At 68.5% G+C, this 22,282-nt stretch carries 17 protein-coding genes; 7 read left to right on the top strand and 10 right to left on the bottom strand.

Annotation, left to right across the window (positions count from 1 at the left end; all coding sequences use genetic code 11):
• Positions 1–7: 7 nt before the first annotated feature.
• Both OG338_RS11805 and OG338_RS11800 read left to right on the top strand, forming a co-directional pair.
• Positions 8–775 carry a 4'-phosphopantetheinyl transferase family protein gene (locus OG338_RS11805; RefSeq protein WP_405937287.1) on the top strand — a complete coding sequence of 256 codons (768 nt, stop codon included), beginning with the start codon at positions 8–10 and terminating at the stop codon, positions 773–775.
• Complete coding sequence (locus OG338_RS11800) at positions 772–1,695, top strand: TauD/TfdA family dioxygenase (protein WP_405937286.1); 924 nt, start codon at positions 772–774, stop codon at positions 1,693–1,695. The genes OG338_RS11805 and OG338_RS11800 overlap by 4 nt, the downstream gene beginning before the upstream one ends.
• Before the next feature lie 616 nt (positions 1,696–2,311).
• Here OG338_RS11800 and OG338_RS11795 read toward each other — a convergent pair.
• The 4 genes from OG338_RS11795 to OG338_RS11780 all read right to left on the bottom strand — a co-directional run bounded on the left by OG338_RS11795 (position 2,312) and on the right by OG338_RS11780 (position 8,199).
• The gene (locus OG338_RS11795; protein ID WP_405937285.1) at positions 2,312–4,768 is read right to left on the bottom strand and encodes an ABC transporter permease; all 2,457 of its coding nucleotides are present in this window, start codon (positions 4,766–4,768) and stop codon (positions 2,312–2,314) included.
• Positions 4,762–5,499, bottom strand: a complete 738-nt coding sequence (locus OG338_RS11790; RefSeq protein WP_405937284.1) for an ABC transporter ATP-binding protein — start codon at positions 5,497–5,499, stop codon at positions 4,762–4,764. The genes OG338_RS11795 and OG338_RS11790 overlap by 7 nt, the downstream gene beginning before the upstream one ends.
• Before the next feature lie 164 nt (positions 5,500–5,663).
• Complete coding sequence (locus OG338_RS11785) at positions 5,664–6,179, bottom strand: DedA family protein (protein ID WP_405937283.1); 516 nt, start codon at positions 6,177–6,179, stop codon at positions 5,664–5,666.
• A gap of 172 nt (positions 6,180–6,351) precedes the next feature.
• Positions 6,352–8,199 (bottom strand): BTAD domain-containing putative transcriptional regulator, encoded by a 1,848-nt coding sequence (locus OG338_RS11780; RefSeq protein WP_405937282.1) that lies wholly within the window; start codon positions 8,197–8,199, stop codon positions 6,352–6,354.
• Positions 8,200–8,496: 297 nt separating this feature from the next.
• Between OG338_RS11780 and OG338_RS11775 the strand changes: the two genes are divergently transcribed.
• The 3 genes from OG338_RS11775 (at position 8,497) to OG338_RS11765 (ending at position 11,741) form a co-directional block, all read left to right on the top strand.
• Entirely contained in the window at positions 8,497–9,768 is a 1,272-nt protein-coding gene (locus tag OG338_RS11775; RefSeq protein ID WP_405940392.1) for a sensor histidine kinase, read from the top strand.
• Positions 9,768–10,400, top strand: a complete 633-nt coding sequence (locus tag OG338_RS11770; RefSeq protein ID WP_405937281.1) for a response regulator — start codon at positions 9,768–9,770, stop codon at positions 10,398–10,400. Before OG338_RS11775 ends, OG338_RS11770 begins: the two co-directional genes overlap by 1 nt.
• A gap of 465 nt (positions 10,401–10,865) precedes the next feature.
• Positions 10,866–11,741: a helix-turn-helix domain-containing protein gene (locus OG338_RS11765; RefSeq protein ID WP_405937280.1), complete on the top strand. Its 876-nt coding sequence runs from the start codon at positions 10,866–10,868 to the stop codon at positions 11,739–11,741.
• A gap of 28 nt (positions 11,742–11,769) precedes the next feature.
• Here the strand turns inward: OG338_RS11765 and OG338_RS11760 are convergent, their stop codons facing one another.
• Genes OG338_RS11760 through OG338_RS11750 form a run of 3 tightly spaced genes read right to left on the bottom strand, consistent with a single transcriptional unit; the run spans position 11,770 to position 14,145 of the window.
• Complete coding sequence (locus OG338_RS11760; RefSeq protein ID WP_405937279.1) at positions 11,770–12,219, bottom strand: NUDIX domain-containing protein; 450 nt, start codon at positions 12,217–12,219, stop codon at positions 11,770–11,772.
• A 23-nt stretch (positions 12,220–12,242) separates the two neighbouring features.
• Entirely contained in the window at positions 12,243–13,529 is a 1,287-nt protein-coding gene (locus OG338_RS11755) for an MAB_1171c family putative transporter (RefSeq protein ID WP_405937278.1), read from the bottom strand.
• 7 nt (positions 13,530–13,536) lie between these two features.
• Complete coding sequence (locus tag OG338_RS11750) at positions 13,537–14,145, bottom strand: hypothetical protein (protein ID WP_405937277.1); 609 nt, start codon at positions 14,143–14,145, stop codon at positions 13,537–13,539.
• Positions 14,146–15,195: 1,050 nt separating this feature from the next.
• On the opposite strand from OG338_RS11750, the gene dprA reads away from it, so the two are divergent.
• Entirely contained in the window at positions 15,196–15,990 is a 795-nt protein-coding gene (gene dprA, locus OG338_RS11745) for a DNA-processing protein DprA (RefSeq protein WP_405937276.1), read from the top strand.
• Positions 15,991–16,274: 284 nt separating this feature from the next.
• Complete coding sequence (locus OG338_RS11740; protein ID WP_405937275.1) at positions 16,275–16,676, top strand: hypothetical protein; 402 nt, start codon at positions 16,275–16,277, stop codon at positions 16,674–16,676.
• A gap of 1,152 nt (positions 16,677–17,828) precedes the next feature.
• Here OG338_RS11740 and OG338_RS11735 read toward each other — a convergent pair.
• From OG338_RS11735 to OG338_RS11725, 3 genes are read right to left on the bottom strand one after another with little or no spacing between them, the layout of a single operon-like run.
• The gene (locus tag OG338_RS11735; protein ID WP_405937274.1) at positions 17,829–18,911 is read right to left on the bottom strand and encodes an NADH:flavin oxidoreductase/NADH oxidase; all 1,083 of its coding nucleotides are present in this window, start codon (positions 18,909–18,911) and stop codon (positions 17,829–17,831) included.
• Positions 18,895–20,559 carry a class I adenylate-forming enzyme family protein gene (locus tag OG338_RS11730; RefSeq protein WP_405937273.1) on the bottom strand — a complete coding sequence of 555 codons (1,665 nt, stop codon included), beginning with the start codon at positions 20,557–20,559 and terminating at the stop codon, positions 18,895–18,897. Before OG338_RS11730 ends, OG338_RS11735 begins: the two co-directional genes overlap by 17 nt.
• Positions 20,556–22,259 carry a CoA transferase gene (locus tag OG338_RS11725; protein WP_405937272.1) on the bottom strand — a complete coding sequence of 568 codons (1,704 nt, stop codon included), beginning with the start codon at positions 22,257–22,259 and terminating at the stop codon, positions 20,556–20,558. Before OG338_RS11725 ends, OG338_RS11730 begins: the two co-directional genes overlap by 4 nt.
• Positions 22,260–22,282: the final 23 nt, after the last annotated feature.

The following is a 22,282-nucleotide window of genomic DNA, read 5'->3' as shown; positions in this document are numbered from 1 at the left end:
TGAGGCGATGACCACCGCATACGAACGGCTCAGGGACCGCAACGCGGTCCACATCTGGCAGGGCCGGGCCCCCGACGCGCTCGCGCCGGGCGACACCGACCTGCTGTCGGAGGAAGAACGGCAAAAGGTCCGCCGTCTGCCGGACCCGGCCGCGGTGCGCTACACGGCCGCGCACGCGGCGCTGCGCCGGGTGCTCTCCCACTACCTCGCCGTGCCGCCGGGCGAGGTGGTCCTCGGCAGACGTCCATGCCCGCGCTGTGCCCACCCGCGGCACGGTCGGCCCCGGATCGAGTGGCCGCCCACCGACCTCGAGTTCAACCTCTCGCGCTGCGGACCGCACTGGCTGCTCGCCGTGGTCGCCGGCCATCAAGTCGGCGTCGACCTGGAAGGCGACCGCAGCCTGGACGTCGACGGCGTGTCCGGGCTCGTCATGAGCGCCCCGGAGCTGGCACACGTCCGTTCCCGGCCCGATGAGCGCGCGCGCACCCGCGCCTTCCTCCGCTGCTGGACCCGGAAGGAAGCGGTGGTGAAGGCGATCGGCATCGGCATCATCACGGACCTGAGAGCAGTCGACGTACAGCCCTGCCAGGACGGCCCTGTGCTGGTCGGCCGCACCGACCCGAACAGCCCCGAGACGTGGCTGGTGCAGGACCTGCCGGTGGCCGACGGGCTCTTCGCGGCGCTGGCCCGGGAGGCCGGCCCCGCCGGTCCCCTCGAGATCCATCGGTACGAGGAGCTGGTTCCCAGCATGGAGACAGGAGTGCTGGTCGCATGACCGCGATCGAATTCACCGCAGAGCCGGGCACCCCGGTGCACGAGTACATCGCCGCTCACCGCGAGAAGCTGCGGGCGGTCCTCGGCGAGACCGGGGCGATCCTGCTGCGCGGCTTCCAGGTCGGAGGCGTCGACGGGTTCGAAGGCGTGGTGCGCGCCTTCTCCGGCAGCGCCCCGCTGCGCTACGCCGAGCGTTCCTCGCCGCGCTCCACCATCAAGGGACAGGTGTACACGTCGACGGACTACCCGGCCAATGAGGAGATCTTCCTGCACAACGAGAACTCGTATCAGGCGACTTGGCCGAACACCCTGTACTTCTACTGCATCGAGCCCGCCCACACACTCGGCGCCACCCCGCTCGCCGACATCCGCGAGGTCTATCGGCGCATCGACCCCGGGGTCCGAGAAGAGTTCGAGCGCAGGGGCTGGCAGGTCGTCCGCAACTTCCACGCCGAGTTCGGCGTGCCGTGGCAGGAGGCGTTCGGAACGCAGGACCCGGCCGCCGTCGAGGAGTACTGCCGCGGCAAGGGCATCGAACCCTACTGGCGGCCGGACGGCGGACTGCGTACGACCGTCGTACGCCGGGCCGTGCACACTCACCCCGCGAGCGGCAGCCGCGTCTGGTTCAACCATGCGACGTTCTTCCACGTGACGACGCTCGCCCCGGAGGTGCAGGAGGGCCTGCGGGAGATCTACGCCGAGGAGGACCTGCCCACCAACACGTACTACGGCGACGGTGGCCGCATCCCCGACGAGGTCATGGACCATCTGCGGGCTGCTTACCGGGCCGCACTCACCCGCTTCGACTGGCAGCGCGACGACGTGCTCGTCGTCGACAACATGCTGGCAGCGCACGGCCGCGAACCGTTCACCGGCCCCCGCAAGGTAGCTGTCGCCATGGCCGAACCATGGGACGGGTGACAGCCGCACTGCGGCCCTCACACCCGGCCACTGACATACGAGGCGGGCCCGGCACTCAGCGGAGTGCCGGGCCCGCGGTGTCTGCGGACGGTCGTGACCGTCCTCTCGCACACGGACATCATCTGCACATTGCCGTGTATCAGAGCGCACCCGAGTCCCTGTCAAGAGCAATGGGCACGGAGCGGCATCCAAGCCGGGGTCGTGCTGCTGGTCTGTAGCCTCTGCAAGACCGGAGCGGACCGGATCAGGCGATCGGCGGCTCCACCACCGCAGCTGGCAGCGCGACAACGTCCTCATCGTCGACAACATGCTCGCCACGCACCGGTCACCGGCCCCGGGAGACGTCGGTGACGATGGCGGAACCTCAGCTCCGACTGCAGCCCAACGAAGCAACCGGCCCCGACGCACCCTGGGTGGCCACACCGGACCCCCGCCACCCCACTGCCCGCAAAGAGCGCTCGCGTCCCCTCACCCGGGCAAGACCGATGGTGGGGACGCCTCCCAGGGTGTCCCCACCATCGGTCGTCCGCGCCGTGGCCAGGAAGGTGTCGCGCGACGCGGAGGCGGCGCCGGACGGAACGGGGGAGAATAACCCGCACGGCGCCGGCGCAGCAGGTCACTCCCGTGTGCCTGCCAACTCCACCGCCCTGCGGCGCAGGGAGAGGCCGGCCGGAACGACCGCCGAGATCACAGCGAGCACCGTGCAGGTACCCAGGGCCGCCGCGAGCGTCGCCCACGGGATCTCGATGGACGTCCACACCGAGAGCAGGCCCAGCGCGCTCCACATGCCCACCAGGTTGAGGCCCCCGGCCAGCGCTCCCAGCAGTCCGCCGACCATGACCACCATCAGCGCCTCGGCGCCCACCAGCCGCAGCACCTGCCATTTGGTGGCGCCGGCCAGCCGCAGCACAGCCAGCTCGCGGACCCGGTCGGAGGTCGCCATGACCATCGTGTTGGCCAGCGAGATGCCGGTGTAGAGGAGGGCGATCCCGAGGACCAGGAAGAAGCCCATCCGGGTCGTCCGGTTGGTCTCGGGGTACGTCGCCCGCACCCAGGCGTCCCCGGTGAGCACCTCCCCGCCCGACGCCCGCACCGCCTGACGCAGACCAGCGGCCACGGTGGCCGCGTCGGCACCGTCCGCGAGGCGTACGTCGACCCGGTCGACGGGCGCCGCGGGGGCGTTGCGCGGGGTGACATAGGCACCGTTGTTGCCGGTGCCGATGGTCATGACCGCGGCGATCATCAGGGACTTCCTCGTGCCGTCGCCGAGCCACACGTCCACCCGCTCGCCCACGGAATGCTTCTCCCACTCCTCGTTGACGATGATCGAGCCGTCGTCCAGATCACTCACCTTCCCCGCGGCGAGCGGGAGACGGGCTGTTGCCGCGAGCGGTTCCGGCTCGACGGCCCTGGCATCGGATCTGATGAGCGCCACGTCGTCCTCCAGGACGTACACGGCGCTCGACGAGCTCGCGGAGACCTCGGCGCCGGACACGGCCTGAAGCCGCTTCAGCGTCGCCTCATCGAAGCCGGTGTCGCCCGCCGGAGTGACCACGAAGTCGGCGGCCGTCTGCTCGCGCACCTCGGTGGCCTTCGCCTCGTTGAGGGTGGCGGTGGCGCCCAGCAGCGAGCCCGCGAGCGCGACCGTGACCAGCACGGGCGCCGCGACGGCGGCGGTGCGGCGCACCCCGGCGGCGGCGTTCTCCCGCACCAGCATCCCGACGGCGCCAGGCAGTTGGGCCGGCAGCCAGGCGATCAGTCGGGCCAGTGGCCGCACCAGCACCGGCGCGAGCAGCGCGACCGCGGTGATCAGCAGCATGGGCCGGCTCACATAGGTCTTGCGCTGCAGCAGATCGCCCGGGTTCGTCACCAGGGCAAGAGCCAGCGTCACCGCGGCGGTGATCAGCAGGGCCGCACCGAACAGCCAGCGGCCCCATGTCATCGGTCGGGTGTCCACGGACGCCTCGCGCAGCGCCTCGGTGGGACCGGTGCGCCCCGCCCGCCAGGACGCGGCCAGCACGCCGCACAGGGCCACGAACAGGCCCGTCCAGAACGCCATGTGGTAGGGCCAGGTGTAATCGCCGATGGTGAACCAGCGGGGCGCGAGGCTCTCGTCGACCGCCCACTCGGCGAGCACGGGAGCCCCGTAGGAACCGAGCACACAGCCGGCGGCCGAGGCAAGCACACCGACCGCGAGCGCCTCGGAGACGACCATGCGGCGGATCTGGCCCGGGGTCGCCCCGGCGGTGCGCAGCAGCCCGAACTCGCGGCGCCGCTGGGCCACCGCGAACGCGAAAGTCGAGGCCACCACGAACACCGAGACGAACCCGGTGACGCCGCCGGCCGTGCCGAACATGGCGTTCATCGCGGTGAGGGCCTCGCTGTCCCGGTCGGGGTCGGCGTCGGCGTACCGGCGCGCGTCCCCGGTGAGGACCTGGACGCCTTCACTGCCGCGCACCCCCTCGCGCACGGCCGCCGCATCGGCGTCGACCACGAGCTGGAGACTGCGCGGCGACAGTTCGGCGGCACGGGCGTCGGTGTAGAACACGGCGTTCTCGAAGCCGAGCCCGGCCACGGTGCCGACGACGCGCACCGTGCCGTGGTCAGTCCGCATCCGGGTGCCCGGAGGGGCCCAGTCACCGCTGACGACGACCTCGTCCGAGGTCTCGGGCGCGCGTCCCGCGTCTAGGTCGTACGGCGCGAAGGCCGCCGTAGACCAGGGGTGGCCCACCAGATCGGCGGGGCCGCCCTTCGCCCGCACGGCGAACGACCGGTCCTCGATCACGGTCCCGAGATCCCGCAGCTTCGCGACCGCGTCGTCGGGCACGGCACGCGGCTGCGCGAGCTTCTGGGTGCGGTCGCCGACCGAGGTGGGCACCTCGAGGGTGTCCTGGCCCTTGACGACGACTGGGGCGGCGGCGAACCGCTCCGGCCCCCGGGCGGGTGCGTCCAGCGAGGACGCTAGAGCCAGCCCCATGATGGCGATCAGTGCCACGCCCAGAGAGAGGGCGACGAAACTGCCGACGAAGGTGACCCAGCGGGTGCGCAGGGTGCGCAGCGTGGTGCTCAGCACGGCGCCGCCTCGAGCTTGGTCATGCGCGCCGCGATGTCCTCGGCGGAGGCGCCGATCAGCTCACCGTTGACACGGCCGTCGACGAGAAAGACGACGCGGTCGGAGTAGGAGGCGGCAACAGGGTCATGGGTGACCATGATGATTGTCTGGCCGTCCCGGTCGACCATGCCGCGCAGCAGGGTCAGCACCTCGCGGCCGGTCTGCGAGTCGAGCGCGCCGGTCGGCTCGTCGCCGAACAGCACTTCGGGGCGGGTGATCAGGGCGCGGGCCAGGGCGACCCGCTGCTGCTGCCCGCCGGACATCTCCGTCGGCCGGTGCCGAGCCCGGTCGCCGAGTCCGACCTGTTCGAGCACCTCGCGCACCTGGACGTTCTTCGGGCGGCGGCCGGCCAGCCGCAGTGGCAGGGCCACGTTCTGTTCGGCGGTCAGTGAAGGCAGCAGATTGAACGCCTGGAACACGAAGCCGATGCGCTCGCGGCGCAGCAGGGTCAGCTTGGTCTCGCTCAGGCTGGTCAGCTCCGTGTCGCTCACGGTGACCGAGCCCGACGTCGGCCGGTCCAGGCCCGCGGCGCACTGCAGCAGGGTCGACTTGCCGGACCCGGAGGGGCCCATCACGGCGGTGAAGGTCCCCCTCGGGAAGGCGAGGGATACCTGGTCGAGGGCGGTGACGGACGTGCCACCCGAGCCGTACTGTCGGGTTACGGAGCGCAATCGGATCGCGTCGTTACTCATGTGTTCCAACTCGTGTCGGTGTCGGTCCTCCCGCGCACCTGGGCGGGACGGAAACTTCGGGGAACGGCGCAGGTAGTGGCCGTTATCGGGGCGGCCCGGGCACCCGTGCCGCGGTGGCGGATGACAGGTGTACGCGGACCCTGAGCCCGGGCCCGGGTGACCGGTCACCCGGGCCCGGCCGGGCCCATGACGTAACCGATCAGGACGAAGGCAGGTGACCAGACCGCGCTGCTGAGCACGGACCAGAGCAGATAGCGGCGCAGCGGCATCCTGGTCGCCCCGCACAGGGTCGGTACGAGGGTGCGCAGAACGGCGGTGAAACGGCCCACGAACACCGCGCCACCGCCCCGACGCTCGATCAGCCCCAGGGCGCGCTCGGTGAACAGGCGGTGACGGGAGCGGCTCGTCATCCGGGCCATCAGCCGCTCCTTCCAGCGGCTTCCGATGGCGTACCCGGCCAGGTTGCCCAGCACCGCGCCGACGAGCGCGGTCAACAGTGCCGCCTCGACCGTGACGTGCCCGTGCCAGGCAAGCATCCCGCTCAGCACCACTGCGGTCTGACCGGGCAGCAACGCGCCGACGACCGGGAGTGCCGCCTCCAGAGCGGGCAGCAGCAGCACTGCGGCGAGGATGCCGAAGCTGCCATACACCAGCATCTGCTCAGCCAGCCATGCCGTCATGGGGCGCCGCCTCCCTCGTCTCCGTGTTGCCTCCACGAAACCGCGGGGAACCCTCGCGACGCACTGTGGCAGGGGTGAGACTTGGGGTAGTGCCAAACCTACCCCCCGGCGTCGGGCTCGGCTCACCCCGGCCGCAGCCACCGGTGCCGCCCCCGGTGGGAGGCGGCACAACTCAGCCCGCCCGCAGCCACTCGCCCTCCGCAGGGAAGTCCTCCAGGCTCGCCGCGGTGAGACGGAGCAAGGGGTGGAAGCAGTAACAAGGCGCGCCCGTAGCGTCGATGCCACATGCCTCCAGAAGCGACGCCTCGACCAGCCGTTCCAGGAACTCCTCGGCCGCGTTCTCGGGCAGCCTGAGCAGCACGGCAGCCGCCATCGCAGTGAACTCGCCACCAGCGCACGCGGCGAGGCGGTAAATCAACTCGCGCTCAGAAAGCGGACGTTGTCGTAAGGCTTCGGACAGTATCTGCCTTACGTCGAGCGTGCCCACTCGTAACTCCTCGATGAGGGAGGCCGGATCAGTCAGGCGACGCGCGAGCCGTGTCATCGGCCAGTGTGGCCGGGCGGCGAGCCGGGCGGCGGCGGCCCGCAGTGCGAGCGGCAGCTTTCCGCATGCCTCGACGACGGCGTGGGCCGCCTCGGGCTCCGCGGAGATCCGGTCGTCCCCGGCGATCACGGAGAGCAGGTCCAGCGACTCACCGGTCTTCATGGGGTTCAGCGCCACGGTCCACGAACCAGGCACCGTGGAGAGCCGGTTGCGGCTTGTCACCAGGACGGCGGATTCGGTCGTGCCCGGCAGCAACGGGTCCAGCTGTAACTCGTTCGCCGCGTCGTCCAACAGGATCAGCAGCTTACGGCCCGCCGTCCGGGTCCGGTACCTGTGGGCCAGCTCCTCCGTCCGGGCGGGCTCGCCGTTCGGGTCCAGCACGTTCGCGGAGTTCTCGCCGAGCACCCGCAGCAGCGTGACCAGGACCTCGCCGCAGTCCACGGCGGTGCCGTCGTCCGCACGCAGCCGGGCATACAGCAAGCCGTCCGGGAACTGGTCGGCCACGGCGTGAGCGACCCGTACGGCGAGCGCGGTCTTGCCGACCCCCGGCATCCCGCTGATCAGCAGTCGGCGTGGCTGAAACGCGGCACGCCCGCTCGCCTCCGTCGGCGTCAACCGCCTGCACAATACGTCGAACTCCCGCTCCCGACCGGTGAAGTCCAACGGCGCCGGCGGAATCATGACAGGCGGCGCACTCACCGTCGGCACAGCAGACGTCAGGCTCGGCGCGGGCTGCGGGAGGGTGTCCAGTTCTCCGCTCAGCAAGGACTGATAGGCGGCAGCGAGATCAGGCCCGGGGTCCACGCCCAGTTCCTCGGCGAGCACCTCGCGCCCCTCGTGATAGGCACGCAGCGCCTCGGCCTGCCGCCCGCACCGGTACAGCGCGGCCATCAGCTGCGCACGCAGTCGCTCCCGGACCGGGAACTCGCCGACGAGCCTGGTGAGTTCGGAGGTGAGCATCCCGTGCCTGCCGAGCGCGAGGTCCGCCTCGATCCGGTGCTCCAGGGCGCTTGTTCGGGCCTCCTCCAGCTGCGGCAACTCCGCCTCCGCGAGGTGCGGCGTGACATTGGCCAGCGCCGGTCCCTGCCACAGGTCGAGTGCTCGCCGAAGCGTTTCGGCGGCCTGCGCGAACCGCTGCTCCTCCATCGCCTGTCGCCCGAGCCGCTCCAGCCGCTCGAACTCGACGACGTCGACTCGCGCCCCGTCAGCGATCAGCTGATAGCCGGGCTGGCGGCGGACCAGGTCGACCTCGGGTCCGAGGAGTTTCCGCAGCCTCGATACGTAGGTGTAGATCTGAGCGTTCCACGTGGCTGGCGGGTCCCACCCCCACAGCAGTTCGCTTAACCTCCCGTCACTCACTACTCGGCCACGGGCGAGCAGCAGCACGGCCAGAACCGTGTGCATCTTCGAGCCCGACAGCGTGATGCGACGCGCCCCGTCTCTCGCGTCGACCGGACCAAGAAGCCGGAATTCCACCTAAACTCCCCCCACGTTGTTTGACGGCAGCCGAGCTGAAGCGGCCACAGCCGGATGAGAACACCAGAACACCGGAACGTCTCTTGCGACCATTGCTTGCGCCACAAGGCAGCTGAGCTGCGGTTTCTTCTAGGCGTCAGCCTGTGGCGGGCCCCTGCAACCCCCACCCCGTAGCTTCCGGCTCCGGTCCGGGGGTAGGGCTGGCCCTACCTCCGATTCGCGTCCTGGACCGATGGCACCGGCCAGGTTCCCCCGCCTACGGTGGTTCCCATGCACCCTCGGAATGTGTGGCAGGCCATGTCCCGGTCGGGCTTCCTGCTGTCCGCCTGGCCTTGGCGCTCCGTCGCGTATCTGCTCACCGGCGCGGTGACCGGCGCCACCGTCCTGGTGGCGATCGTGTCGGTGGCGGCTGTCTGCGGGGCGCTCGCCATCGTCCTGGTGGGGCTGCCCCTGCTCGTCGTGGTCGCCCTCAGCGGGATCCCGGTGGCCTGGGTGGAGCGGCACAGACTGCGCCTGATCGACTGCGATCCGGCAGCCGGCCAACGTCAGGAGCCGGCCGCACCGGGCTTGTGGGCCTGGCTGACCACACGGCTGCGCGAGCAGGCGACCTGGCGGGAACTCGGACACGCGCTGCTGTTCGCCGGGCTGCTGTGGCCGGTCGACGCCCTGGTGGTCACAGTCGCCCTGCTCTTCCCGCTGTCCATGGTCGCCGCCCCGTTGATGATGGCCACGGTCGGCGACGGCCACGAGACGAAGGTGCTCAAACAGTGGACGATCACCACATGGCCGACCGCATTCGGTGTTGCCGTGCTCGGTGTGCTCCTCATGGGCTTGTGCTGCTATGTGCTCGCCATCGCGGCGGGCGCCCGCGCCGAGCTGACGCGGCTGCTGATCGCCTCCCGCGAGGGTGAGCTCGACGCCAAGGTGGTCGAACTGGCCCGCTCCCGCATGCGTTTGGTCGACGCCTTCGAGGCGGAGCGGCGCCGCATCGAGCGCGATCTGCACGACGGTGCGCAACAGCGGCTGGTGGCCCTGACAATGACCCTCGGTCTGGCCCGGCTGGACGCACCGGCCGGCCCGCTCGCCGACCAACTCACCAAGGCCCACGAGGAAGCGGGCAAGGCGCTCGCGGAGCTGCGCGAGCTCATCCACGGCATCCATCCCAAGATCCTCGCGGATTACGGCCTGGAGGCTGCCATTGCCGACGCGGCGGACCGCTCCGTGGTCCCCGTCGACATCGACCTCCAACTGCCGGGTCGGCTGCCCCAGGGGGTCGAGTCCGCGGCGTACTTCGTGGTCTGCGAGGCACTCGCCAACGTTGCCAAGCACAGCGGGGCCGACCGCGCGCAGGTGAGCGGCGGTCATCGCGACGGCCGCCTGTTCCTCCAGGTGCGTGACGACGGCCGAGGCGGCGCGGACCCTTCGGTGGGCAGCGGACTCACCGGCCTAGCGGACCGGGTAGGGGTTCTCGATGGCAGACTTGCCCTGTCCAGTCCGCCGGGTGGACCGACCCTGTTACTTGTGGAGTTTCCTTGCGAGTTGACCAAAGCGGCCGACCGCTCCGTGTAGTGCTGGCCGAGGACAGCGTGCTGCTGCGGGAGGGGCTCATCGGTCTGCTCAGCCGCTGTGGAAACGAGGTGGTGGCGGCAGTGGGGGACGCGGAGGCGCTGTTCGCTGCGGTCGAGGAGCGCGCCCCCGACATCGTGGTGACGGATGTACGCATGCCGCCCGGTTTCCAGGACGAAGGGCTGCATGCGGCGGTGCGGCTGCGTGAGAAGCGGCCCACTCTGCCGGTCCTGGTCCTCAGTCAGTACGTGCAGCGGACTTACGCCTCCGAGCTCTTGGACTCCGGTGACGGCTCGGGGGTCGGCTACCTGCTGAAGGACCGTGTCGGCCAGGTCGAGGAGTTCGTCGACGCACTGCACGAGGTCGCGGACGGCGGGACGGTGGTCGACCCCGAGGTGGTGCGCCAGTTGCTGCGCCGCCGCCGCGATCCGCTGGAGCGGCTCACTCCGCGCGAGCGAGAGGTGCTGGCGCTCATCGCGGAGGGCAAGTCCAACGGCGCCATCGCAAAGGAACTGGTGGTTTCCGAGGCCGCGATCGGCAAGCACATCAGCAGCATCCTCACCAAGCTGGACCTGCCTCCGACGGATGAGACCCACCGCAGGGTGCTGGCCGTCCTCACCTATCTGCGGGCCTGACCGATGGCTTGGGCGTACCAGGTCACCGTACGGCCGCTGAGAGCAGTCCGTGGCTCTCACTGAGATGAGGACCGATCTCGTGTCCGGCCCTTCGTTCTCCAATGCGACACCCCCGTTGACTGAGCTGTACCGACATGTGTGGAGCCCTGATGCAGTCCTGGCCGTGGCTGAGGCGACCCGTGCCGGCGATACCTTTGCGTGGATGGATGTGCATGGGTGGCGGCGCCGGTGCAGTCGACATCCCCTTCGGCACGGCGTCTGTCCGGTCCCTCCCGGCACGCGACCTTGGCCCGCTGCGGCCTAGGACGATCTGCTTCCAGCGAGAAGCGGATCGTTCTACAGTGATCGAATTGGGTAGTTGAGCCACAGGTCGCCCGCCTCCAATCACCAGAAGGTGAAGCTATCTCCTTCTGGTGATCCGATCAAGTGGTCAGAGTGCCTACGTGAGCCCCATGGAGAACCTGTATGCCCGACCGCGTCTTCGACGGCAGCAAGCTGCGCGATCGCCGCCTGGCCAAGCGTCTGTCGCAGGCCGACCTGGCCGCAGGATTGAACGTGAAGACAAACGCCGTTTATCGCTGGGAGAACCAATTGGCCACGCCGCCGCAGGAACGCCTGCCGGCGATCGCCGCGATGGTCGAGGCCGAACTCGACGAGCTCTTTCCGCGGCCGGGGCCACCCAACCTCGCCGATCTGCGCTGCGACGCCGGCATGAGGCAGTCGGACACCACGCGCTACACCAACACCGCGTCGCCGATGCCGATCCGCGCGGCCGAGCAGGGAAGGCGAGCACTGTCCGATGAGGCGGTGACGGCGCTGGCAGCCGCCTACAACGTCACCCGCGCGGAACTGCTGGCCGCGCAGAGGCGATCCTTCGGTCACGACGTCCCAGCCGTAAGGCCGGAGAAGACGACGTCGTCACCACAGGTCGTCAGCACAATCGCAGGGAAGATCAAGTACTTGCAGGCGGAGGTCTACGACGGGGCTGTGCCCTCAGACGCGGACCTTGCCTCGTCCGGCAACCGTAAGAGTGGCCGGTCTCTCCTGACGGAAGACCTGGTAAGGGACTTGCGCGTGGGTAGACTGCCCACCGCCCCGGACGACGTTCTCGAGGCCCTGGCTCTGGCTTTCGACGTCCCTCTGGTGTTCTTCCGCAGCAGCGATCCGGAGATCGGCCGCCTGGTCGTCTCAACGCGCGCCGTGCGCAGCCAGTTCACGGTCATGGCCGCGCGTGGCGGAGAGCAGAAGATTCCGCAGGAGGTGCAGGACCAACTCCGGGACTTCATCAACGACACCATGGCGGAGATCCTCGGCTCCGATGCGGACGACGCGCCGACGTAGCAGATACCCACACCGTCGGTATCCTCTCCTAGCCCACGACCTCCAGGTGGACGGTACTGTCGTCCGTGAGCGCGCCGAGCGCCGCATCCCACAGGGGCCTGCGTGACGGCGGGATCTCGTCCGGGGAGATCTCACCAGGTGCGCTGAAGCGGAAGGCTGTGAGCTCGCTTTCCTGCAGCACGATCGCGTGCTGCTGCTCAGTGGTGAGCGTTCCGCCGTCGAACACCCAGTAGATGTGCCCACCGTCCGCAGCGTGCACGTAGGCGGACAGCAGAAGGCGCCCGGGGATCTGATCGATGCCCAGTTCCTCCTTGAGCTCACGTCGGCATGCCTGTCTGGGCGTCTCGCCCTCGTCGACTCCGCCCCCTGGCAGATTCCAGCCTTCTTTGTATCCGGGCTTGACGATGAGGTACTCGCCATCGCCATTGGCCAGGACGGCCGCAGCCGACATGGTCGGTCGAGCGGGGCTGACGTTCATCAGTGGCTCCCTGTCCCTGAAGATCAGGCGTAGTTGGCAGTGATCCCTGCCAGCAGGGCGCGGGCTTCGTACTTGAGGACGCGGCTGCACGCTGCGGCCACAGCCAGCAAGTGCGGCACTTCGTGCCGCGGGTCGGTACCTGGGTCGAAAGGGTACGGTGCCAGAGAAGCCTGCTTGTCGGGAACCGCAGATCCTTCGCACAGCAGAGCAGAGCGGATCCACAGTGCCTCGGCCCGGATCTCGGCGCCGTGGAGGTCATCCGGCATACTCTGCGCATGGTCGCGGGCCCGCTCGACAAGGTCTGCTGGGGCTCGTCGCCGCAGTTCGAAGATCACGTCGCGGATGTCGACCGTGTAGCGATTGAGGCGCACGAGCAAGGACGCGTCAGGGCTCGCGAACACGTCGCGGAAAGTATCGAGGGCCTGGCCGACGAACGGCAGACGCACGAAGAGCCGGCTGGGCCTGTAGCGGACGACGTCAGGTGCGGCCATCGCCAACTCCCTCCAGAGCCAGTGCAGTGAGAGAAGACTGCGGACCGCCCGGTACCGCTCGGAGGCCGCTCGGCTGACGGGCGCTACGGCGCCGATACCCCAGAGCAGCGAAAACAGGTAGAGCAGGGAGTCGGTGAGTGCCTCCTGGGTCCGGCTGGTGCTGTCGGAGACTGGTGTCACGGTGATCGTCACCACGAAAGTGGTGCGCATCAGCACGTACAGCACGGCCAGGAGCATCGCACAAGACATGAGGAGCATCCCGATACGGACCGACCGAACCGGAGTCGCGCGGGCTGCGCCGCCCCACTGGATAGCACAGACCGCGGCGGCCGCACCCATGTAGAGGTAGAACAGGCCCATGTAGATCGGCAGGCCCAGGTCTCCCTCGTGGCGCTCCAGGAAGAACAGGGTGCTGGTGTCCGGCGGGTCCAGCAGGAAGAAGAAGGTGGCCGCCATCACGGCGATGGTGCCGACCGAGGCACGCGCAGCGATCCGGTGGACGACGGCGGATATGCGCGCGCTGCGTCGCACGTCGGCGTCCGCGTCCGCATAGACCGCAGTGACGTAGCGGAGCAGCACGCAAATTCCGACGATCGCCGTGACGTGCTTGACCAGGAAGCCGAGATCGAGAATGCCTGTCGCGTCCAGAAGATCGTTGACGGTCGATGTCCGGCACAACCAGCTCACCGCAAGCGCGGCAAAAGCACCCCACAGCGAGCGCTTGCGACGGAGCCCGTTCAATACGGACTTGGCCCTCAGGACGGCCTGGATGATCAGAAGGCCTGCGATCGCGTAAGCGAACGCGTCGGTCACAGTCATGGCTTCCTTACAGGGCGGTATCGTGACTGAACGGGTGGGCGAAGTCTTCGGCGAGGCGTCGGGCTACGGAGTCCTTGATGAGGTCGGAGCCGGTGGCCAGCTGGCTGATGAGGGTGGCCGCGTCCTCGGTGCGCTGCTCGATGGCGGTGTCGTAGCGGCGCCGTCCGGCGGCTTGGCTTGCAGCTACCAGTTGCTCGACTCGCGCCGGTGAGAGGTCTCGCAAGACCTCGTCGGTGCCGACGACGCCCGTGGAGTCCTCCGCCCAGAGGTGGACGAGCTCGTGCACTTTGATCTGCCGCTCGTGCGACGGCGAGCCACCCTTGAGATGAAGGATCAGGTCGAGCGGCCGGACGTCGTGTTTGATCCAGAGGCCGCAGAAGCCAGTGAGGTTGGCGAGGCGGACAGGCATCGGCTTCAGGACAATACGTCGACCGCGAGCCTGCTCGATATTCGCAACAAACCGATCGAGATCGAAGGGCCGGGGGATCGGCATGGAGGCCACCAGTCGCTCGGTCTCATGCCGCAAAAGACGGCGTCTGCGCCGGTCTCGCAACTGATCGAGGGCACCGTTCATGAGCCTGATCCGGGGTGCCACCTCATCCACGTCATCACGCACGCCCCCTCCTTGGCCTCATACCCGAATAGAAGCAGAGCGCGCAGCCGACAGCCGACCAACTAACGATGAACGGCAGCGCAACAAGCGTCTTCGAGCTCGATATCACGCCAGACAGTTCCGTGGCGAAGCGGAAGAATCCTCCAACGGTCAACTCAACGGATGTTCTCGTGAGAAACAAAGTGCGGAGATCTGGGGTTATCCGGGCAGCACTTCACGCCGCCCGATATAGGTGTATCCATTCGTGCCTCGCCCCCCATTGCTAGTCGGCCACTTGGGCGTAGAGGTGATCTATCGTTGGCTCGTTGATCGCAGCTGACTCAAGCACCGTCTGAGAGCCGGCATGATCGCCAGCAACAAGATTGGCGAGAATGACCCCTATCGATGGCGTATTCGAGTCGATCTGTCGTAACGTGATTATCTGCCGCATCCGCTTGGGCCCCGGCCGTGGCGGCGCTCGCCGTCGTGGGTGGGGTCGACTGGCGGCCGTTTCACCGAGCCTCCCCTCGTCCGCTGGGTGGACATGGACCGGATCCTGACATCAGCGTCACGCCGAGGCCCTCGGCGTGACGGGGCCCAGTCACAGGCGGAGGCGCCCACCGAGTGCAGCGCGGCCCATTAGTCGAACTCGTCTGCGTCCTCCGGCTGCCGAGTGCGGGCGGCCTGCCGCAGTCGTGTGGCCACCTCGGGGCCCCAGTCGACCACCCGTAGTCCGACGTTCACCATCTGCAGTTCATCAAGATTCAGTTGCTGTATCGGGGTGCTGCCGTGTCGCTCGAGCCATCGCTGTCTGCGGGCGTGCTCGCGGGCGGTGAGGCTGTTCCCGTCGTCGTAGTGAAGTCCCACATCCCCGAGCGGACCTGCCTCGTGTGTGGCCTGTCGCACGAACGCGAATTCATCGGGACTGCGGGACAGGGTGACGAGGGCCCAGGCCGTGGCATAGTCGAGGGAGGGGCCGTGCCGGCGTATGAGGCGAAGGGTGCGCCACTGGCGCAGCGGGGCGAGTAGCCAGCGTCTCGTGCGTGGCCCGAGCTGACAGACCAGGTCGAAGCGGTGGGCAGCGCCCGAACCGTCCTCGAGGACGCCCTCGATACATCCGGGCAGGGAGCCCTCTTCGACACCGCGCCACCAGCGGACCTGGAGGCGATCGCCGCCGAGATCGCCGTGTGGGAGCGCGAAGGGATGCGGCTGGTCACCATCCTCGATGACGACTACCCCCTGTATCTGCGGCTCGTCCACCAGCGCCCGCCCCTCCTGTTCCTGCGCGGCACCCCAGCCGAGGACGATCTGCGCGTCGCCGTCGTTGGCACCCGCCAGCCGACCCCGGAAGGCGTCGCGCATGCCCGGGCCATCGCCGGTGGCCTTGCCGAGCGCGGTGTCACCGTCGTGAGTGGCCTGGCCGCCGGAATCGACACCGCCGCGCACGACACGGCCCTGGCCGTAGGCGGCCGCACGGTCGCCGTCATCGGCACGGGGCTGCGCCGGTCCTACCCCGAGCAGAACGCCCGCCTCCAGCAGAAGATCGCCGAACGCGGCTTGCTGATCTCCCAGTTCTGGCCGGATGCGGCACCCTCCAAGACGTCGTTCCCCATGCGCAACGCCGTAATGAGCGGCTACAGCCTGGCCACCGTCGTGGTCGAGGCCGCTTACCGAAGCGGCGCCCGCATGCAGGCCCGCCTCGCCCTCGAACACGGCCGTCGGGTCTTCCTGATGCGCTCGCTCATGGTCCATGAGTGGGCGCGGGAGTACTCCACGCGCCCCAACACCACCGTCATCGACGGCCCCGACGACGTCTTCGCCGAACTCGACTCCCTCGTCCCCGCCACGGGCGAGCTCACCTGGGCTTAGCTGGGAGCGGGGCGGGTGACATCCGTCGTCGGGCTGTCCGCCCGCTACGCCAACTTCCTCGTCCACCCACTGCTGCCAGGACCTGGCATCTGCCGGATCTGCCGCGGCCCGGTGACGAATCCCGGCTACCCCACCTGCTTCCCGTGCCACCAGGCCGGAGACGTCCTTGGTGAGAGGACCGCCGACACCGTGGTCCCCATCAGCCTGGCACTCAAGAGCGAGCAGTACGCGAATGAGCTGTGGCGCTACAAGAACACCCACGGACCGCAGCGCCAGTACTTCTCATGGGCCTGGCCGCGGTCCTGTGGCGATTCCTCGCCGACCACGAACCGTGCATCGCCGCGCACTCCGCCGTCCCCCGCCTCGACACCGTTACTACGGTGCCCAGCACCAGCGGCCGGACCGACCACCCCCTGCGCACGATGGCCGCAAGCATGGTCGGCGTGACCCGGGACCGCTACCAGTACCTCCTCACCCCGACCCCGCAGGCCGCCGATCTCGGCCGTGCCGCCTCAGCCACCCGCTACGAATCCACCGGGCTGTGGGGCGACAACGTCCTCCTCATCGAAGACACCTGGACCACCGGCAACCAACGTCCAGTCCGCGGTCGCCGCACTGAAGGCCGCGGGCGCACGCTGCGTGGCCGTCGTCGTGCTCGGCCGCCACCTCAACCCCTCGTACCGTGACACCAGCGACCACGTAGCCCGGGCCCGGCTGCGCCGATTCTCCTGGGACGTCTGCCCGTTGAAGGACTGGTCTCATTCCTGAGCGGAACGAAGAAGTGAGCGAAGTACGCATTCGTGCGATGATGGGCTTTCCTGTGGGTGGGCTACGTGCCAGGGCCTCTGAGGTCGCATCGCTCAGGAATTCTCCAGGACTCTGCCCTGCTGCTGCGGACCACATCTGGATTCGTTCTTGTGCTTCAGGGGATAATGGGATGCTCATGCGGATCAGTCCATCCTTCCCCCGGGAGGAGGGTGTATAGGACGTCGGTCGAAAGGCATTGTTCCAGCCTCTGCCAGGCCATTTAGAGGGCCTGATTCATATTCTTGGCCGAGACGATAACCGCGATTCTCGTCTACTCGAACGGGACCGGGCCATCGGGAAGCCGCCCCTCCACGTAGCCGAAGGCGAGCAAAACGATGCCCTCCGGGTAGATTTTGTGACGACGCTCTTTGAGTTCCCCGATTCTCCAGTGCGTGTGAGCCGGGGAGATGCGTTGAATGGCGTCGTACGCGGCGGGCTGATTCTCACTACGAAGGCGTAAGAGTCGGTAGGATTGTCGTACTCCCAGCTCTCTTGACTTTGGGAGCGGTGAACCCCGTAGGTGTCTCCGTACCTGGGACGGTAAATTCCGAAGTGTTCGGCTAGGAACCCTGTGGCCGTCTCTTGGAAATCGGCGCCATTGTTCACGCGAACCCGCGGCATGGTCCAGCCGCCGCAGCACGCCGCACACAGTATGACGCGCTTGAGGTCGTCGAGGATGGCCAGCTAGGCCAGACGGGTCGGGGCCTTCTGCGGGGTCTGCAGAGTGTCCATGCTGCGAGGCTGCCCGCCTGGTACTCGAGTAGCAACTGGTGCGTCGCTCAACGGGTGAAAGACGTGCAGTTCTACGCCGCATTCGGGCCTGGCCAGCTGTCCTGCCGCCTGCACAGGTGGCAGGTGATGTCGGAACCGGGTGCAACACGTGCTCTCGACTGCGAAAACGCGCAGAATACGTTAAGGAATCCGCCAGCGCACCGGCGCCAGTGTAGCGGGTGAGCCCCGTTCGCTGCCGGGGGTGCGGATGGCGGGCGGGAGCCGGTGGATGATCCGGGTTCAGGGGGGAAAGAGGTTCACTATCGTTTATGGGCCATTTCATAAGGCTTCGGGCAATTATGATTTTCGCGCAGTTCGCCGGCCGCCTGGAGGGGCCAGTACGGGTTGCGGAGAAGTTCTCTCCCCAGCATCACCGCATCGGCCCGACCCGTTGCGACAATGTGTTCCGCCTGGTGTGCATCGGTGATCAGTCCGACTGCGGAAACCGGTGCGCCGCTTTTGTTCCGAACGGCCGTGGAGAAGGGGACTTGATAGCCCGGTGCCACCGGCTTCCTGATTCCCGGGGCGATTCCTCCGGAGGAAATGTCGAGCAGGTCCACGCCATGATCCAGGAGTTCGGAAGCGAGTTGTACGGTGTCGTCTTCCGTCCAGCCGCAATCCAGCCAGTCGGTGGCAGACGCGCGGAAGAACACGGGAAGACTGTCCGGCCAGACGGAGCGCACGGCGTCGACCACTTCCAATGCGAATCGGATTCTGTTTGTGAACGATCCGCCGTACTGGTCCTGCCGGTGATTGGTGAAAGGTGAAAGGAACTGGTGGAGCAGGTACCCATGCGCGCCGTGCACCTCGGCCACTTGAAAACCGGATGCCAGGGCGCGTTGTGCCGCCTGGGCGAATTCATCGACTACTTTACGGATCTCGTGGACCGTGAGCTCGCCGGGTTCGGGATATCCCGTTCCGTAGGGGAGCGGACTCGGGCTCACCGAGTGCCACCCGCCGTGCTCCGAATCCAGGGGGTGGCCGCCGTCCCAGGGGCGGGCCGTCGAAGCCTTGCGTCCTGCGTGTGTCAGTTGGATTCCGGGCACCGCGCCGAGGTCGCGGAGGAAGCGTGTGATGCGCTGGAAGCCGGCCTGTTGGCGGTTGTTCCACAGGCCGAGATCCGCCGGGGTGATCCGGCCGGCCGCCGACACGGCTGTGCCTTCGGTCATGATCAGCCCCGCACCGCCCACCGCTCGTGTCGAAAGGTGGGTGAAGTGCCAGTCGCCCGGGACTCCGACGTCTTCTCCGGCGGATGGCGCGGAATACTGGCACATGGGCGCCATCCACACCCGGTTGGGTATCTCCAGGGAGCGTATGCCGAGGGGTTCAAACAGCGAACTCATGCGGCCCTGCCTTCTTGTCGCCGTCAAGTGCCATGGTGTCGAGCTGCTTGCGGTCCACCTTTCCTGACGGGTTGAAGGGGAACCGCGGGAGCACGCGCAGAATCTCGGGCAGCTTTGCCCGCTCCAGCCCCCGCTCCGTGAGGAGAAAGCGGTGAAGCGCGGGCAGGCTCAGCGGTTTTGTCCCCGGCATCGGGACCACGAAGACCGCAAGGCGTTCGCCGAGCAGTGCGTCCGGTACGCCCCGGCAGACAGCGCCGGCCACTCCAGGGTGGGACGAGACGTGAAGTTCGACTTCCGCCGGGCTGATATTGAGGCCGGCCCTGATCACGATGTCCTTTTTGCGGCCGGTGAGCCGGAGCCTTCCGTCGGGGGACATGGCCCCCAGGTCCCCGGTGCGTACCCAGCCACCCGGCGCGCGGTATCTGTGATTGAGGCCGGGGTCGTTCACGTAGCAGAGCGGTGTGATGGGGCCGCGTGCCCATATCTCCCCGGTGTGGTCCGCGGGCACCTCGGCGCCGTGCTCGTCGACGATTCTGAGTTCCACGATGGCGGGGTCCGGCCGGCCCGCCGTGGTGTCCACGACCTCCACAGGATCCCCGGGCCGCGTATGGGTGTTGACCCCGTCCGCCGACCCGTACACGGTAGTGACTGTGGGACACAGGGTGCGCCGCATCCGCGCCGCGGTCTCCGGCTGGAGCGGGGCGCCACCGCTGACGGCACAACGCAGCGAGGACACGTCCGTGTCCGGAAGAGCCGGGTCGGTGAGGATCTCCTGATACATGGTGGGCACGCCCACGAGATGGGTCGGCCGCTGCTCGGCCACCATGCGCAGCGTGACCGAGGAATCGAACCGTGGAGTGACGAGCACGGTGGCTCCCAGAGCACACAGTGTGGCAAGTCCGACCGAGCCGAAGGCGGACGCCAGCGGGACCATGCAGAGAAGCCGGAAAGGCTCTTCACCGCCGGCACGCAGGTTCCGCAGCAGACGTCCGCGGCTGGCGGCGAGCGCGTTGTGGGAGTAGGCCACGAGTTTGGGAGTGGCCTCGGTCCCGGACGACACGACGATGCGCACCGCCGAGTCGGGGTCGAGTGCTGCCGGCCGGAAGCGGTCGTACGGAAGGGCCGGGCGGTGCCACACCGGCTCCAGCTCCCGCATGCCGGGCAGCGGCCGCCCGTCGACGTAGACGTGCCGCAGCTCCGGAAGTTCCGTCCGAAGCGCGTCGACCGTTCGGGCGTAGTCCTGTTCACCGACCGTACGGGTGATGAGTGCCGCGGTCGCACGGGACTTTCCCAGGACGGCCATGGTGTCCTGGCGTCTGCGGCCGAGGGGGTAGGGAAGGGAGACGGCACCTACCGCCGCGATGGCGAGGTCGGCGGCGAGTGCTCTCCATCCATTGGCCAGGTTGACCGCGACCACGTCACCCGGGCGGATGCCCCGCTCGCTCAGCTCGGCTGCCAAGGCCAGTGCTGTGCGCAGGAGTTCGGCGTAAGTGGTGGTGCTGTCCGGTTCCACCACCGCCGGTGTTCCGGGGTGTTTACGCGCATGGGCGAGGAAGAGGTCGAACAGCGGGCGCCCGGGGTAGACACCCTCGGCCGTCCAGCGCCGGCGCAGTTCGGAAGGGACCAGGTCGGGAAACCGCACGGTCATGACTGAAATCTCCAAGGGGGTGCCACCAACGCGCACGGGCCGGGACGGATATCCGCCCGGAGCTTCGGCTCCCGGGCGACGGATGCGACTTCTTCCGGCACGAGAACCACTTCGATCCCGTTCCCGCCGAGGTCCGCGATCCAGCTCCGCGCCGGACGGGACCTCAGGCGGGCGGCGACGGCGCGACGCGGCGGCAGTCCGGGCACGGTGACGGGAATGTCCAGTGCCTCGCCCAACAGCTTCGGCCCATCGGCGGCCGGCAGCGCCAGGGCGATATGGCCCGTCGCCGTGCGATAGGGGCCTTCCCATGCGGTATCGGCACGAGCGGGCGATCCGTCGACCGCCTTCCGGTGCTGGAGAACCGATGCCGCGGACAGCAGGGAACTGTCCACTCGCTGTGGCCCTCCGCCGAGTTCGCGTGCCAGAAGGCCGCCGAGAACGCCCTCGGCCGATACCAGCCCGCCCAGGACGTCGAGCACCGTCATCAGTGTCGGCCTGGGCTTGTCCTCGCCCTCCGCCATCTCCCAGGCCAGACCGGACCGGGCCTGGACCATGAAATCCGTACCGGGAAAGAGATCCGGAGCCGAAGAGGCGCCCCAGCCCGACGCGTGGGCGTAAACCAGGGCCGGGTTGGCCGCACAGAGTGCCTCGGCATCGAGCCCGAACTCCTCCGCCTTGCCCGGCGCCCAGTTGTGCAGGAACACATCGGCGTCCGCGGCCAGTTCCCGGACCGTGCGCTGCCCCTCAGCGGTCTTGAGGTCCGCCTCGACGACGCTCTTGCCCTCGTTCAGGGCGAGGAACCGGGCGGAACAGTCACCCACCACCGGCTCGGAGCCGCGCTGTGGATCGCCGCCCGGGGGCTCTATGTGTATGACATGTGCGCCGAGCAGGTGCAGGATGTGCCCGGCCATCGGGCCCTGAACGCGGCGCGTCGCTTCCACGACGGTGATACCTCGCAGCGGCTGCCCGGCCGTGGGAAGCACGTCGACCTGGCGCGGGATGGCACGCCCGCTGCCCATCGGACGCAGCTGCCATGGCGCCGCGAGTGGCTGTTCGTCTTCGTACCGCTCCGCTGTCGTACGAATACGGCAGACGCTGAGGCCCGTCCGGGCCCCGGCAACGGCGATGTCCGTGAAGTCGTGCGAACCGAGCGTCCGGTGCAGGACCGGGGGCAGCGGTGCGACCGCTGCCGCATACCGGTTGACGAAGGACCGCCAGCCGAGTGAGACCTCTCGGCCCCGAAGCCCGAGTCCGGCCCAGAAATCGCGCCACGGGGCGCTGTCCAGCGTTTCCAGTTCGAACCAGACCCCGTCACGGCTGAGGAACGGCGGGCCGGTCCCGCTGGTGTCCGGGCGGGCTTCCGGTCCGTCCGCTGCCGCCCCTTCCACAGCGGTCGCGGCCGCCAGGTATTGCGAGACGCTCAGCAGCGCCGCACTCGACTGGGCCGTGCGGACCCTTGCCGTACGGGCCCCGCGCAGCCTGGCGATCATGGCCGCGAGCACACCCTGCACCGCGAGGACGCCGGCGCAGGTGGCGACGTAATCGAGTGGTATCCGGCGCGGTTCGTGCCATTGGCGGCCGTTCACCGCCATCAGGCCGGCCATGGCCTGGAACGCCGTCTCGCCGAGCCGGGATTCCGGCGCGTCCGGGAACGGAAGCACTTCGCACACCAGGGGAGGCAGACCGTCCTGGGGAACCACGGTGAGGTGTTCCCGCGTCGGCC

The sequence above is a fragment of the Streptomyces sp. NBC_00726 genome (assembly GCF_045161735.1).
Lineage (GTDB): Bacteria > Actinomycetota > Actinomycetes > Streptomycetales > Streptomycetaceae > Streptomyces.
Note: the sequence above shows the minus strand (reverse complement) of the source record. Positions and strands in the feature narration are given on the sequence as shown.

Excerpts from the sequence above, each read along its gene's own strand:
- OG338_RS11755 (WP_405937278.1), bottom strand. The coding sequence starts at position 13,529 with ATGACTGTGACCGACGCGTTCGCTTACGCGATCGCAGGCCTTCTGATC.
- OG338_RS11785 (WP_405937283.1), bottom strand. The coding sequence starts at position 6,179 with ATGACGGCATGGCTGGCTGAGCAGATGCTGGTGTATGGCAGCTTCGGC.
- OG338_RS11730 (WP_405937273.1), bottom strand. The coding sequence starts at position 20,559 with ATGACCGTGCGGTTTCCCGACCTGGTCCCTTCCGAACTGCGCCGGCGC.
- OG338_RS11800 (WP_405937286.1), top strand. The coding sequence starts at position 772 with ATGACCGCGATCGAATTCACCGCAGAGCCGGGCACCCCGGTGCACGAG.
- OG338_RS11740 (WP_405937275.1), top strand. The coding sequence starts at position 16,275 with ATGGGCCTGGCCGCGGTCCTGTGGCGATTCCTCGCCGACCACGAACCG.
- OG338_RS11765 (WP_405937280.1), top strand. The coding sequence starts at position 10,866 with ATGCCCGACCGCGTCTTCGACGGCAGCAAGCTGCGCGATCGCCGCCTG.
- OG338_RS11775 (WP_405940392.1), top strand. The coding sequence starts at position 8,497 with ATGTCCCGGTCGGGCTTCCTGCTGTCCGCCTGGCCTTGGCGCTCCGTC.
- OG338_RS11735 (WP_405937274.1), bottom strand. The coding sequence starts at position 18,911 with ATGAGTTCGCTGTTTGAACCCCTCGGCATACGCTCCCTGGAGATACCC.
- OG338_RS11790 (WP_405937284.1), bottom strand. The coding sequence starts at position 5,499 with ATGAGTAACGACGCGATCCGATTGCGCTCCGTAACCCGACAGTACGGC.
- OG338_RS11760 (WP_405937279.1), bottom strand. The coding sequence starts at position 12,219 with ATGAACGTCAGCCCCGCTCGACCGACCATGTCGGCTGCGGCCGTCCTG.
- OG338_RS11805 (WP_405937287.1), top strand. The coding sequence starts at position 8 with ATGACCACCGCATACGAACGGCTCAGGGACCGCAACGCGGTCCACATC.